This is a genomic window from Nocardiopsis sp. FR4, assembly GCF_009830945.1.
Classification (GTDB): domain Bacteria; phylum Actinomycetota; class Actinomycetes; order Streptosporangiales; family Streptosporangiaceae; genus Nocardiopsis.
The window spans coordinates 346403-358881 of sequence record NZ_VWVV01000004.1 but is presented as its reverse complement, the minus strand read 5'-3'; the positions used below and the strand labels follow the sequence as shown (position 1 = coordinate 358881).

Annotated in this window: 13 protein-coding genes and 1 other RNA gene; 7 read left to right on the top strand and 7 right to left on the bottom strand. The window is 72.9% G+C overall.

What is annotated here, in order from left to right:
• Window positions 1-24 precede the first annotated feature (24 nt).
• A complete protein-coding gene (locus FYW95_RS07955) occupies window positions 25-375 on the bottom strand; it encodes a hypothetical protein (protein ID WP_160050224.1) in 351 nt (116 codons plus the stop codon).
• A 225-nt stretch (window positions 376-600) separates the two neighbouring features.
• On the opposite strand from FYW95_RS07955, the gene FYW95_RS07950 reads away from it, so the two are divergent.
• Both FYW95_RS07950 and FYW95_RS07945 read left to right on the top strand, forming a co-directional pair.
• Window positions 601-1884, top strand: coding sequence for an MFS transporter (locus FYW95_RS07950; protein ID WP_159945490.1), 1284 nt, complete (start codon window positions 601-603; stop codon window positions 1882-1884).
• Between the two features lie 87 nt (window positions 1885-1971).
• Entirely contained in the window at window positions 1972-2622 is a 651-nt protein-coding gene (locus FYW95_RS07945; protein ID WP_160050223.1) for a winged helix-turn-helix domain-containing protein, read from the top strand.
• Between the two features lies 1 nt (window position 2623).
• On the opposite strand, the gene FYW95_RS07940 is transcribed toward FYW95_RS07945, so the two are convergent.
• Window positions 2624-3487: a deoxyribonuclease IV gene (locus tag FYW95_RS07940; protein ID WP_159945492.1), complete on the bottom strand. Its 864-nt coding sequence runs from the start codon at window positions 3485-3487 to the stop codon at window positions 2624-2626.
• An 81-nt stretch (window positions 3488-3568) separates the two neighbouring features.
• Window positions 3569-4939 (bottom strand): FAD-binding oxidoreductase, encoded by a 1371-nt coding sequence (locus FYW95_RS07935; RefSeq protein WP_159945493.1) that lies wholly within the window; start codon window positions 4937-4939, stop codon window positions 3569-3571.
• A 62-nt stretch (window positions 4940-5001) separates the two neighbouring features.
• Here FYW95_RS07935 and FYW95_RS07930 point away from each other — a divergent pair, with 62 nt between their 5' ends.
• From FYW95_RS07930 to rnpB, 5 genes are all read left to right on the top strand, one after another.
• A complete protein-coding gene (locus FYW95_RS07930; protein WP_236568123.1) occupies window positions 5002-5997 on the top strand; it encodes a helix-turn-helix transcriptional regulator in 996 nt (331 codons plus the stop codon).
• Window positions 5998-6006: 9 nt separating this feature from the next.
• Window positions 6007-6870, top strand: coding sequence for a Nif3-like dinuclear metal center hexameric protein (locus FYW95_RS07925; protein ID WP_159945494.1), 864 nt, complete (start codon window positions 6007-6009; stop codon window positions 6868-6870).
• Between the two features lie 99 nt (window positions 6871-6969).
• Window positions 6970-7731, top strand: coding sequence for a zinc ribbon domain-containing protein (locus FYW95_RS07920; protein WP_159945495.1), 762 nt, complete (start codon window positions 6970-6972; stop codon window positions 7729-7731).
• A complete protein-coding gene (locus FYW95_RS07915; protein ID WP_159945496.1) occupies window positions 7728-8366 on the top strand; it encodes a histidine phosphatase family protein in 639 nt (212 codons plus the stop codon). Before FYW95_RS07920 ends, FYW95_RS07915 begins: the two co-directional genes overlap by 4 nt.
• Window positions 8367-8423: 57 nt before the next feature.
• Window positions 8424-8809, top strand: an RNA gene (rnpB, locus tag FYW95_RS07910) — RNase P RNA component class A.
• A gap of 71 nt (window positions 8810-8880) precedes the next feature.
• On the opposite strand, the gene FYW95_RS07905 is transcribed toward rnpB, so the two are convergent.
• The 4 genes from FYW95_RS07905 to FYW95_RS07890 all read right to left on the bottom strand — a co-directional run bounded on the left by FYW95_RS07905 (window position 8881) and on the right by FYW95_RS07890 (window position 12179).
• On the bottom strand, window positions 8881-9987 hold the full coding sequence (locus FYW95_RS07905; protein WP_160050222.1) for a tyrosine-type recombinase/integrase: 1107 nt from the start codon (window positions 9985-9987) through the stop codon (window positions 8881-8883).
• A 9-nt stretch (window positions 9988-9996) separates the two neighbouring features.
• Window positions 9997-10173: a helix-turn-helix transcriptional regulator gene (locus FYW95_RS07900; protein WP_160050221.1), complete on the bottom strand. Its 177-nt coding sequence runs from the start codon at window positions 10171-10173 to the stop codon at window positions 9997-9999.
• Window positions 10170-11576, bottom strand: a complete 1407-nt coding sequence (locus tag FYW95_RS07895; RefSeq protein ID WP_160050220.1) for a replication initiator — start codon at window positions 11574-11576, stop codon at window positions 10170-10172. The genes FYW95_RS07900 and FYW95_RS07895 overlap by 4 nt, the downstream gene beginning before the upstream one ends.
• 195 nt (window positions 11577-11771) lie before the next feature.
• Complete coding sequence (locus FYW95_RS07890) at window positions 11772-12179, bottom strand: DUF3307 domain-containing protein (RefSeq protein WP_160050219.1); 408 nt, start codon at window positions 12177-12179, stop codon at window positions 11772-11774.
• Window positions 12180-12479: the final 300 nt, after the last annotated feature.

The following is a 12479-nucleotide window of genomic DNA, read 5'->3' as shown; positions in this document are numbered from 1 at the left end:
GTGGACGACCCGCCCGGTGCCGGGTCAGCCGTCGGTCTCGTTGAGGTAGTCGGGCGCGTAGTACTCGTCCAGGGGGAGCGGGCCCCGGTAGCCCTGGCACATGCACTGGCGGTAGGTGGAGCCGGACTGCCCGGTCCAGCGGCCGGGGATGACCACCTGGGTCTGGCACTTCTTGGTCTTCTGGTCGTGGAAGACCAGGTGGTGGCCGCAGCCGCAGAGGGGTTGCGGGTTCTGCTGCGCGCCCAGGGCCCGGGCCTGTTCCTGTCTGCTCCGCCGTTCGAGGGCCTCCCGTGCCTGGCGTTTGGTGAGCACGCGGCCGAACACGAAACCGCCGAGTGCGATCACCGCTCCGAAGACCATGGAGACCGGATCCATCCGTGGACACCTTCTTCCTCGCTCCGGGGCACGCCCCGGGCTCTCGGGGCTGTCCCCATTGTCGCCGATTCCGGTTCTGTCGCCAGGGGCGGTCGCGCGGGCGCACGCGCCGGGGGAGCGCCTCGTCCCGAGTGTTCAAAGAAATCTTTGCGGAGAAAGCTTTGCAAAGAAAACTTTGTCTTAGTGTGGTGGCGTTCCCGCCCCCGACCCCCACCGAGAGGCCCCATGGACACCGCACCCCCCGCCGTCCCACCGAGCCGGGAACGCCTCGGCTCGGCCTTCGCCCGTTTCTGGGCGGCCGGGACCCTCACCAACCTCGGCGACGGCACCCTCGCCACCGCCCTGCCGCTGATCGCCGCCACCCTGACCTCCGACCCCCTCGCCGTCTCCGGGCTGGCGGCGGCTCGCTTCCTGCCCTGGCTGCTCGTCGCCCCCCTCGCGGGCGTGCTGCTCGACCGGGTGGACCGCCTCCGCGCCATGGCCGTCGCCAACGCGGTGGCCGCGACCGCCGTGGGAGTGCTCACGGTGGTGATCCTGACCGGACACGCGTCCCTGTGGTCCCTGTACGCGACCCTGTTCGCCGTTGTGTGCTGTGAGACGGTGAGCGATCCGGCCAGCCGGATCGGCGTGGTCCGCCTGGTCCCGGCCCGGCTGCTGGACCGCGCCAACGGAAGGGCGGAGGCGGGGCGCCTGGTCGCGCAGGACTTCGCGGCCCGACCCGTGGCCGGGGTGCTCTTCGCCGTGGCGGCGGTGCTTCCGGTGGCCGGGGCGGCGCTGTCCTACGCCCTGTGCGCCGTGCTGGTGGCCGTCGTCGTGGCGCTCCTGCGCCGCCGCCCTCCGGGCGCGGCGGTACCGGAGCCCGATCCGGGCGCCGAGCCGCGGGCCGGGGTGCTGCGCTCCCTGCGCGAGGGCTTCGGCTACGTCTTCGGCGACCCCCTGCTGGGTCGGCTCGCCCTCGTCAACGCCGCGACCATGGCCGGCGTCCAGACGGGCACCGCGGTGCTGGTCCTGCACGTCCAGCACGTCCTCGGCGTGCCGCCCGCCCTCTTCGGGCTCTTCCTGGCCTCCTCCGCCGTCGGCGGCCTGCTGGGCGCGGTGTGCGCGTCACGGCTCATGGCCCGGACCGGTCGCGCGGCGATGACGACGGGCGGTTACACCGGTCTGGGCCTGTGCCTGGTCCTGGTCGGCGTGCTGCCCAACGCCTACCTCGGCGCCCTGCTCTGGGCGGTCCTGGGCCTGTGCGTGGCCGCCTCCAACATCGCCGCCGCGCCGCTCCTGCAGACGGTGGTCCCGGACCGCCTGCGCGGCCGTGCCTCGGCCGCCTTCCGCACGGTCGGCTGGGGAGCCGCCCCCCTGGGCGCCCTGCTGGGCGGCCTGCTGGGCCGGATCGACCTGGCCCTGCCCTTCGTCGCGGGCGGACTGCTGGTCACGTGCACGGCCCTGCTCCTGCGCCGGGCCGTCGCGGAGGGCGCCCGGCTGTGCGACCGCGTCCCGGCCTCCCCGCGCTGACCCCTCCCCGCGACCGGGAGACCCGCTGCGCCAAGGAATCTTTGCAGTGCTCTGTCGGCGGAGGGGAGGCCCCAGTACGGTGGGGCCATGACCGACGACCACGCCGTCCCCGAGGCCTCCCAACAGCTGCTGGTCGACGCCCGGGCCCTGCGCGGGCTGGCCCACCCCCTGCGGGCCCGGCTGCTGGACGAGCTCACGCTGCACGGGCCGGCCACCGCCACCCTCCTGGGCCAGCGCCTCGGGGAGAGCAGCGGGGCCACCAGCTACCATCTGCGCCAGCTGTCCCGGTACGGGTTCATCGACGACGAGCCGGGGCGCGAGGGCGGGCGCGAGCGCTGGTGGCGGGTACGCCCCGGGGGCTGGAACATGCGAGGGCAGGTGTTCCTCCGCGACCCCGCCACCCGGCAGGTCGTCCGGGCCGTCCTGGACCGCCACTTCCAGCAGAGGCGGGAGCGCCTGGAGCGCTGGACCGCGCTGGTCCGGGAGCGTCCCGACGACCCCGCCGTACGGCGGTGGGAGAACGCCGCGGCCGACTCCACCGGCCATGTGCGGATGACCCCCGAGGAGACGGCGGAGTTCACCGGAGCGCTCCACGACTTCCTGCGCTCCTGGAGCGAGCGCTTCCGGGACCGGACCGCCGAGAGCCACCCGGGCACCGAGAGCGTCGAGGTGCACACCGACGTCTTCCCCGTACTCGCCGAGGCCGACCGGGAGGACCCCCGGGACGGGGAGCGGTGAGCTAGCCCTCGCGCAGCCTCTTCAGCGCGGCCACGTCGGCGGCGTGCGGCCCCGCCGGGCCCGGGGTCTCCAAAACGAGCGGCACCCCGGCGCTCACCGGGTGCCGGAACAGCTCCCCGAACGGCTCGGCGCCGATGTGCCCGGCGCCGATGTTCTCGTGCCGGTCCCTGCAGCTGCCGCACGGCGCCTTGGAGTCGTTGCAGTGCACGATCCGCAGCCGGTCGGCGCCGACCACCTCGCCGAAGCGGTCCAGGGCCGCGCGCATCCCCCCGACGGTGGAGATGTCGTGCCCGGCGGCGAACATGTGCGCGGTGTCCAGGCACACGCCCACCCGGGGGTGCCACTCCAGCACCTCCAGGTAGGCGGCCAGGTCGTCGATGGTCGCGCACAGCACCTGGCCCTGCCCGGCCATGGGCTCCAGCAGCACCGGGGGCACGTCCTCGCCGAGCCCCTCCAACAGAGGCATCAACCGCTCCCGGACACGCGAGAGCCCGAGGTCGCGCCCGCCCGAGACGGCCGAACCGGTGTGCACCACCACGCCCCGCGCGCCGATCTGGGCCGCGCGGCGCAGCGCGTGCTCCAGCGAGCGCACCGACTTGTCCGCGGTCTCCTCGCTGGGGGTGCCCAGGTTGATCAGGTAGGGGGCGTGGACGAACACGGGCAGGTCCGTGCGCTCGCGCATCCGGGCGTCCTGTTCGGGGTCTCCCCCGTTGGTCGCCCACCCGCGCGGGTTGGACACGAACACCTGGACGGTCTCGGCGCCGATCTCCTCGGCGTAGGCCAGGCCCTTGGCGGCCATGCCGCCCGCGACCGGGACGTGGGCGCCGACCGGGGACACGGGGCGCTGCTGCTCGTTGTTCCTCATCGCCCGACCAGCCTAGGCCCGCCCCGGAGCGGGCCGTCCGTGCCGGTGCTCACACCACCGGGCCAAAACCCGCCGACCCGTTCAGCACGGCCCGATCGGACGGTGGGAGTGGAACACGCCGTGCGGGTCGTACTCCGCCCTGAGCCGGACCAGCCGTTCGTGGGCACCCGGGTCGAACGCCTCGCGCACCTCGGCCTCCGTCATCGGCCCGAAGCCCAGGTTGAACGGGCGTCCGACCGTGTGCGCTCCGAACAGCGCCGCCGCCTCCTCGCGCAGGCCGCGCATCGCGTCGGTGTCCTCGGACCCGGCGAAGGTGAGCACCGTCAGCGCGTAGGCGGCGTCCCGGTGGCCGACCGCGTTGGCGCTCCGCGGCGCCCGGGCCAGGGCGCCGCCCAGGTGGCGCAGCCAGACCGCGCACATGAACGGCGCCGCGTCCGTCAGAGCGGTCAGCGCGGCCAGGGAGTCCCCGTCCAGGCGGTCGACCAGTACGCCGCGGCCCCGGAAGCCCGCCCGGTCGTGGTGCTCGTCGAAGACCTCGCCCGAGTCGGTGTAGGGCATCTCGCGCAGGGTGTCGAACAGTACCGGGGCCGCCGAACGCAGCGGTTCCACGACCGCCGGGCCCTCCTCGGGCGGCCCCGACCAGGCCACCGACACCTGGGCCACCCGTCGGCCGCGCAGCGTCTCGGGCAGGCCGTCCGCGTCCGGGTAGGCCACCACCGACACCCCCGAGGTCAGCTCCTCGGGCACCGTCCCGGTCCACCGAAGCCACTTCCCCAGGGCGCCGGGTCCGGCGGTCAGGTCCAGGTAGAGGCTTCCGCCGTAGATCCGGGGGACCGGGAACAGGTCGATCTCCATGGCGGTGACCACCCCGAACGTCCCCGCCCCGCCGCCGCGCAGGGCCCAGAACAGGTCCGGGTCGCCGGACTCGGTCACCTCGCGCTGGCGGCCGTCGGCCGTGACCAGGTCGACGCGCCGCACGTGGTCGGCGGCGAACCCGTACCGGCGGGCCAGCAGCCCCACGCCGCCGCCGAGCGTGTAGGACACCGCACCCACCTCCGGTGAGCTGCCCGACAGGGGCGCCAGCCCGTGTTCGGCGGCCGCGTCGACCACCGCCCGCCAGGTGGCCCCGGCCTCCACCCGCGCCGTGCCCCGGGCGGGGTCCACCCGCACCCCGTCCAGGCGGTGGGTGAGGACGAGGACACCGCCCTCCATGCCCGCGCCCAGCCCGTGCCCGGTGAGCTGGACCGACACCCGCGCCCCCCGCCGGGCCGCCCAGGCCACGGCGGCGCGCACGTCCCCGGTGTCGGCGGCCTCCACCACCGCGTCGGGCCGGTGCCGGTCCAACTGCTGCATCCCCGTGCGCGCCTCGTCGTAGCCGGGGGTCGCGGGCCCGTACACCGGGCCGCTCACGTGGCGGGCCAGGGAACGCGCCGTGTGGTTCTTCTCGCTCATGGGCGCCACCGTAGGGGGCGATGCGGCCACACCACGGCCGCGATCCCTGGCAGTCTGCGCCCATGAGCGATTCCGTCCGCGCGGGTATGCCCCAACGGCTGCTGCGCCTGCTGTCGCTGCTGCACTCCCGGCGCGAGTGGAGCGGGGCCGAGCTCACCGAGCGGCTCGGGGTCAGCGCCCGCACCCTGCGCCGCGACGTCGAGCGGCTCCGCGAACTCGACTACCGGGTGGAGGGAACTCCGGGAACGGCGGGCGGCTACCGGCTCGGCTTTGGGCACGGCCTGCCCCCGCTGCTGTTGGACGACGATGAGGCCGTCGCGATCGCCCTGGGCCTGGTGACGGTCCCCGGGCTGGGGGACAGCGCGCTGCGGGCCCTGGCCAAACTCGAACGCCTCCTGCCCGCGCGCCTGCGCCCGCGCCTGGCCGCCGTCGCCGACAGCGCCACCGCGGTGCCCCACCACCGGGCCTCCGGTGTGGACCCCGCCGTCCTTGGCCTGCTGGCCTCCCACTGCCGGGGCCGCGTGGTCACCGACCTCGCCTACCGAGACCGGGCGGGCAACGCCAGCGAACGCCGGGTGGAGCCGCACCACCTGGTATTCCACGGCGGGCACTGGTACCTGATCGCGCACGACCAGGGCCGCGACGACTGGCGGTCCCTCCGAGTGGACCGCGTCCGCGACCCCCGGGCCACCCACCGCCGGTTCCCCCCGAGGAGGCTGCCCGAACCCGACCCGGCGGCCTTCCTCACCCGCCTCTTCGCCGGGGGGACCTACCGGTACACGGTGCTCGCCACCCTGGAGACGGGCGCCGAGGAGCTGCGGGCCCGTTTTTACGGCCCCCTGCCGGGCCGGATCGAGCCGCGGGGCGCCCACGGCTGCCGGGTGCGGATCAGCGCCGACTCCCTGGACCTGGTCTGCCAGTACACGGCCGCGGTTCTGTCCCTGGGCGTGTCCGGTGACCTGGAGGCCCCGCCCGAGGTCGCCGTGCGCCTGCGGGAGGCGGGCGCCCTCCTGGGCCGGGCGGGGCAACGCTTCGCCGACGGACCGGAGGAACGCTAGTGTCGGGGCGTGAACACCCAGACCGCGCACCCCGCACTGTCCGACGTCACCGCCGCCTTCGAGCGGGTCTACCCGCCCGCCTGGGCCGCCTCCTGGGACGCGGTCGGCCTCGTGGCGGGCGACCCCGTCCAACCGGTGGCGCGGATCCTGTTCGCCGTCGACCCGGTGGACGCCGTCGTCGACGAAGCCCTGACCTGGGGCGCCGACCTGATCATCACCCACCACCCGCTCATGCTGCGCGGGGTCACCAGCGTGGCCGCCAACACCCCCAAGGGGCGGATCGTGCACCGCCTCATCCGGTCCGGGACCGCCCTGTACACCGCGCACACCAACGCCGACACCGCCGCGCCGGGGGTCTCCGACGCCCTGGCCCGCGCGGTGGGCCTGACCGGGCCGCTGCGCCCCCTGGACCCCGACACCACCGACCCCGAGGGCCGCCGCGGCATCGGCCGGATCGGCGCCCTGGAGCGGCCCACCCTGCTGCGCGAGTTCGCTCAGCAGGTGGCCTCGGCGCTGCCCGCCACCGCCGCCGGGATCCGCGTGGCGGGGGACCCCGACCGCCTCGTGACCTCCGTCGCGGTGTCCGGCGGCGCGGGCGACTCCCTGCTCGGTGCGGCCCGGGCCGCTGGCGTGGACGTCTTCGTCACCTCCGACCTGCGCCACCACCCGGCCTCGGAGTTCATGGGGAACCCGGGCGGTCCCGCCCTCGTCGACACCGCCCACTTCGCCAGCGAGTGGCCCTGGCTGGCCGACGGAGCCCGCCACCTGACCGAGGAACTCGGGAGCACGTCCGGCCCCGATGGGGCTAACGTGGAGATCCGCGTTTCGACGACGGTGACGGACGCCTGGTCACAGGCCGTCCCGAACCTCTGAGAGCCCGCGCCGCCCCGTCCGGGGCGGACCGACCAACTGCACAGAGTAGGGCGCGGACGGCATACTCGCCTTCCCCAGCCACCCCAGGAGACGTCACACGTGAAAGCCGAACCCGCCGCACAGGCCAGACTGCTCGACCTCCAGGCACTGGACACCGAGCTCCAGCGCCTGGACCACCGCGCGCGGAACCTGCCCGAGGTCGCCGAGGCGGCCCGGCTCAAGGAGCGGGTGGACCAGCTCGACGGCGAACTGATCGCCGCCCAGACCAGGGTCTCCGACGTCGAGCGCCAGCAGCGCAAGGCCGAGAGCGACGTCGACCAGGTGCGCGCCCGGGCCGAGCGCGACACCAAACGCCTGGAGTCGGGACAGATCACCAACGCCAAGGAGCTGCAGAACCTGCAGTCGGAGGTCGCCTCGCTGGGCCGCCGCCAGGCCGAGCTGGAGGAGATCGTCCTGGAGGTGATGGAGCGCTCCGAGGAGCTCAGCGCCGAGGCCGCCCGGCTGGCCGCCGAGCGCGAGCGCCTCGTGGCCGAGCACACCGAGGTGGTCGCCCGCCGGGACACGGCCGCCGCCGGGATCCAGTGGGACCGCGCCCGGGTCACCGAGGACCGCGCGCGGGTGGCGGAGGACGTTCCCGCCGACCTGCTGGCCCTCTACGACAAGCTGCGCTCCCAGTACGACGGCGTGGCCGCGGCACCGCTGCGCTACGGCCGCTGCGGGGGCTGCAAGCTCGCCCTGAGCACGGTCGAGCTCAACGAGATCAAGGCCACCCCCGCGGACGAGATCGTGCGCTGCGAGGACTGCCGCCGCATCCTGGTGCGCACCGAGGAGTCGGGCCTGAACGCCCCGGCCGCGCGGTGAGCACGGGCTGGGCCTCCGCCGACACCGAACCCACCCGGCTCCTCCTGCTCAGGCACGGGCAGACACCCCTGTCGGTGGAGCGCCGCTTCGCGGGCCGGGGCGATATCCCGCTGACCGAGGAGGGCCACGCCCAGGCCCGGGCTGCGGCCCGCCGCCTGGCCGGGCGGCCGATCGACGCGGTGGTGTCCTCGCCGCTGCGGCGGACCAGGGACACCGCCGCACACGCCGCCCAGGCGCTCGGGCTGCCGGTCGAGATCGACGAGGGGTTCGTCGAGACCGACTTCGGCGACTGGGAGGGGATGACCTTCGCCGAGGCCCGGGCCGCGGCCCCGGCCGAGGTGGACCGCTGGCTGGCCGACCCCCACACGGGGCCGCCCGGCGGGGAGAGCTTCGCCGCGGCGGCCGCACGGGTCGGTGCCGCCCGGGACGCCCTGGTCGAGCGCCACCGGAGCCGCACCGTCCTGGTGGTCACCCACGTGACCCCCATCAAGGTGATGGTGCAGCAGGCCGTGCTCGCCCCGTTGGAGGCGCTGTACCGGATGCACCTGGACACCGCCTGCCTGACGGAGGTGGACGTGTTCGCCGACGGCCCCATGGTGGTGCGCTCCCTCAACGACACCGCCCACCTGGCCTGAGACGGCGGTGACGCGGGGAGGAAAGGGGCCCGCGAGGGCGTAGAATCGCGGGGGAGGGGAGTCGGCCAGGCGGTCGCGGACCGCGCCGGGTGCGCGGTTCCGAGGAAAGTCCGGACTCCACAGGGCAGGGTGGTCGGTAACACCGACCCGGGGTGACCCGCGGGACAGTGCCACAGAAAACAGACCGCCACCGCTCGCGGTGGTAAGGGTGAAACGGTGGTGTAAGAGACCACCAGCGGCCGGAGTGATCCGGTCGGCTCGGTAAACCCCACCCGGAGCAAGGTCAAAAAGGGAACCCCGGGGTTCCCGCGCGGATGTTCGAGGGCGGCCCGCCCGAGTCCGCGGGTAGACCGCACCGAGGCCGTCGGCAACGACGGTCCCAGATGGATGACCGCCCGGTCCGTACGGACCGACAGAATCCGGCTTATCGGCCGACTCCCCCTCTTCCACCTCTCTGACCAGGTGCGCGGCGAGCGAGAGTCGGCCGCGTTTGCTCCTTGTTTGCTCCGGCGGATCAGCCGGAGCGCAGGAGCAGGTCTATCGCCCCGCGTCCCAGCTCCTCATGGTCGGGGAACAGGTGCCCGTAGGTGTCGAAGGTCTCGGTGATCGAGGCGTGCCCCATTCGGTGCTGAATGGCCTTCGGGTTCACCCCGGCCGCGATGAGCGCCGAGGCGTAGAAGTGCCTCAGGTCGTGGAAGCGGGTGCCCTTGGGCAATCCCGTCTTGGCCACCGCGTTGGACCAGGCCGAGTTGAACGCCGAAGGCTTGGCCACGGCCTTCCACGTGTTGCTGATCAGCACCTGTCCCGGAGCCGGTTCGTAGAGCTCCATGTGCCGCCGGACCTCTTCCAACACCAGGTCGTCAACGGGCACGATCCGCCGGGAGTACTTGGTCTTGAGCTCCACGAGCTTGCCCTTCTGCGCCTGGACCCGCACGTCCACATGGCGCCTGGTGAAGTCGATCCGGGGAACGGCGAGCCCGAGAGCCTCACCGCGTCGCAGGCCAGCACCGGCACCGAGGAAGACCGCCACCCGGTAGCGCGGGCTGATCTCGTCCGCCAGGGCGAGGACCGCATCCGCAGGAAGCGGGTCGACCACCCGGTCACCGAGCCTGGGCAGCTTGACGCGCGAGCACGGGTTGGCGGTGATGATCTCGTCATCCACGGCGGCCTGCATGAGGATCCGCAGCGTCGCGAACGCCGTGTGCACCGTACTCGCCGACAGCCCCGGATCACCCGCCAACCGGGCCACGAAGGACTTGGTGTCAGCGCGCGTCACACTACCGATCTCACGTCCACCGAACGCCGGATAGACCCGGTGCCGGAGATGGCGCTCATAGGTCTCCTTGGTCCCGTCCGCCACGTGGACGAGCTGAGGGAGCCAACGGGTCTCCGCGTACTCGCGAACCGTCACCCGACCCGCGCGGGGATCGACGTAGACGCCCCGGAGCCGGTCAGTCTCCATGACGGAGACGTGCTTCTCGGCATCCACCTTGCGCCGGAAGAGCTGGGTAGCCCGTTCGCCGCCGGGATCCCGCCACACGGCGAGATACCGCTTGCCCTTGCCGTAACGGGCGGTCTTACCGCCTGCCCGGGTCTTCCACAGGTCTTGTACGTGTCCCATGAGCGGCCCTCAGTCCTGTTCCAGGACCCAGGCGCGGACCTCGGTCGGTTCGTAGCGGACGTGACGGCCGACCCGGTGCGAGGGCGGGCCGGTGCGCAGGTAGCGCCACTGGTACAGGGTCTTGACCGGGACACCGAGGTAGGCGGCCGTCTCTTCCAGGGTCCACAGGCGTTCCAGGGTCTTCACCGGGACACCTCCGCATCCTCGGTGGTACGGCCTATCCCGGCCACCATGGACGCCAACGCCCACTCGCCGGGGGAGAGCCCCTGTCCGAGGTAGTGCCAGTTGGTCAGGGTCAGCGTGGTCTCTTCGTCCTGGACCACGAGCGGGGTGAAGGTCTCGGTGTCCCAGGGGCGTCCGGCCGCGTAGTCGGCACGCACCTGACGCAGCTTGCCCAGGGTCGTGGAGTAGCGACGCGACTTGGTCGAGAAGTGGCCCCGGAACCCGAGCATGTGCGCCCACTGACGCAGCTTGAGCCCTTCAAGTTGGGGGTACAGGCGGGCGTTCCCCAGCCGCCAGCAGGTGTAGATGAGCCTGCCCGCGTGGGGCCGGACCTGGGTCATGTCCACGTGGTCGATGTCGTGAATACGCCGGTCCAGGGTGCCGGTGTCCTCAGCAGCCTTGGTGGCGTACTTGGCGATGTACCCGGCCACGGCCGTGTCGGTGAGCGCCCGATCGGGACCGAAGCTCTCGATGGGGCGCACGTCCACCTGCTCGCCCCAGGCCAGTTCCCAGGTGCGGCCGTTGACCTCCGGAGAGGTGAGCGAGACCGCCCGAGCGGCCGAATCCACGGCGGCGGTGAGCATGTCCATGCTGGCCCACACCGGGGGCGGCGGCCACGCGCCGGGGTCCTTGGTGTAGCCGTCCAGGCGGATCACCGCGTGGAAGTGCACCGCGCCCCGGGATTGGAACTCAGCGACCTTGGCGTAGGAGACGCGCACTCGCTTGGAGAACTCCGTGCGCGAGAGGCCGGCGGCCGAGGCCAGGTGGTTGCGCAGGTACAGGGTGAAGCGCCGCCACAACTCCCCGGTGTGAGCGTGCCAGAGCACGTGTCCCACGTAGTCGTAGGCGGCCGGGTCCAGGGGTTGGCCGATGAGGGGGTCTTCCGCGCGGTGGTGCTTGAAGCAAGCCGCACCGCTCCGGCGCGGGTGGCAGACCCGAGTACGGCCGTCCTTCCCCGGGCCACGGTGGACCGGACCGAAGGAGGGAGCGGTCAAGGTGATGAACGCCCGCGGATGCACCCTCACCGAGGAAGGCACGCCCTTGTCCCCGCCGACGATCCCAGCCTTGACCAGGTGGTAGGTGTCAGCGCGGTATTCCTCCGAGCAGGAGGGACACCGGGAGGCGCGACGGTTCTTGCACCGCATCAGCAGTTCGTTGGCCGGTTCCGTGGCAGTGGAGTAGTGCGAGAACACCTCGCCCGTCTCAGGGTCCAGTCGGGTGGTCTCGCCGGTCAGGCGGACCGGGCAGGAGCAACCGCGCAGAGCGCGGGCACGGGTGATCCACCGGTCCAGGTGGTTCTCGTCCATGGCGGTGATCCGGGCCAGGGCGGGGCCGAGGAGTCCGCCGATGTGTTCGGGTTCGGACATGACGAAGCAGGGCCTTTCGTGGATAGGTGAGGCCCTGGTGCGGCGGGTGTTGTGGAAGCAGCACCGTCACCAGGGCCGAGAAGCGGTCAGAGGTCGGGGGTTACCAGGTGTTCGAGCAGTCCCCACACGAGGAGCCCAGGTGTTCGCCGTTGCGGCTGTGATCCCTGACGTTGCTGCTCTGACAGAGCGGGCGGTTCACGACGGTTCGCCCCCGGAGGTGGCCACGAGTGCGGCCACGAACAGGGCGGCGTGGTGCATGGCCTGGTCTGCGTGCGGGGCACCGCCGTTGGCGTAGAAGCCCTTGGAGCCGGTGTGGGTCATCCACCAGCGCACCGGCCAACGGCGGTCGATCACCGAGTGCGTCACCCAGGACACGGCCACCCCGGCGGCCAGCCGGACGGGGGAGAGCCGCAGCCCCAGGACGCGGGAGGCCAGGCCGACAGCGGCGAGCTGGGCCAGGTGGTAGCTGGCCACGTGCGCCTGGTTCGCTGTCCAGGACTCAGTCTTGTGCTGGGCCTGGTGGTCGTTCTGGAGGAGGTAGTCACCCGCGTGGTGCGCGGCCGTCATCGCGGCGAACACCGTGGGGAAGGCGTTGGATGTCATAGGCTGGTCGGGCCCCTTTCGTTCCTTGCATTCGCGTGTTGGGTTCGTTGGGTAGGTGAACCGGGGTGCGGCGGGTGTGTGGAAGCAGCGCCGCACCCCGGCGCTTTGCTGTCTAGGCCGACTTGGGGCAGTGGAAGCACCGCTGCGGGGCGGTGTCGATCGGGCCGCTGTAGCTGACCGGCGAGCCGCAGTGGCGGCAGGTCTCGGTGCGCCTCATCGGGTCGGCTTCCCCACGGTCAGCTTGGTGGTCTCGTCATCGCCCTTCGTGGGCTTCTCCCAGCAGTTCACGGCGTGTCTCCT

Bases quoted from the DNA above. Each gene is read 5' to 3' on its own strand.
- FYW95_RS07955 (WP_160050224.1), bottom strand. From the start codon at position 375: ATGGATCCGGTCTCCATGGTCTTCGGAGCGGTGATCGCACTCGGCGGT.
- FYW95_RS07950 (WP_159945490.1), top strand. From the start codon at position 601: ATGGACACCGCACCCCCCGCCGTCCCACCGAGCCGGGAACGCCTCGGC.
- FYW95_RS07945 (WP_160050223.1), top strand. From the start codon at position 1,972: ATGACCGACGACCACGCCGTCCCCGAGGCCTCCCAACAGCTGCTGGTC.
- FYW95_RS07940 (WP_159945492.1), bottom strand. From the start codon at position 3,487: ATGAGGAACAACGAGCAGCAGCGCCCCGTGTCCCCGGTCGGCGCCCAC.
- FYW95_RS07935 (WP_159945493.1), bottom strand. From the start codon at position 4,939: ATGAGCGAGAAGAACCACACGGCGCGTTCCCTGGCCCGCCACGTGAGC.
- FYW95_RS07930 (WP_236568123.1), top strand. From the start codon at position 5,002: ATGAGCGATTCCGTCCGCGCGGGTATGCCCCAACGGCTGCTGCGCCTG.
- FYW95_RS07905 (WP_160050222.1), bottom strand. From the start codon at position 9,987: ATGGGACACGTACAAGACCTGTGGAAGACCCGGGCAGGCGGTAAGACC.
- FYW95_RS07895 (WP_160050220.1), bottom strand. From the start codon at position 11,576: ATGTCCGAACCCGAACACATCGGCGGACTCCTCGGCCCCGCCCTGGCC.
- FYW95_RS07890 (WP_160050219.1), bottom strand. From the start codon at position 12,179: ATGACATCCAACGCCTTCCCCACGGTGTTCGCCGCGATGACGGCCGCG.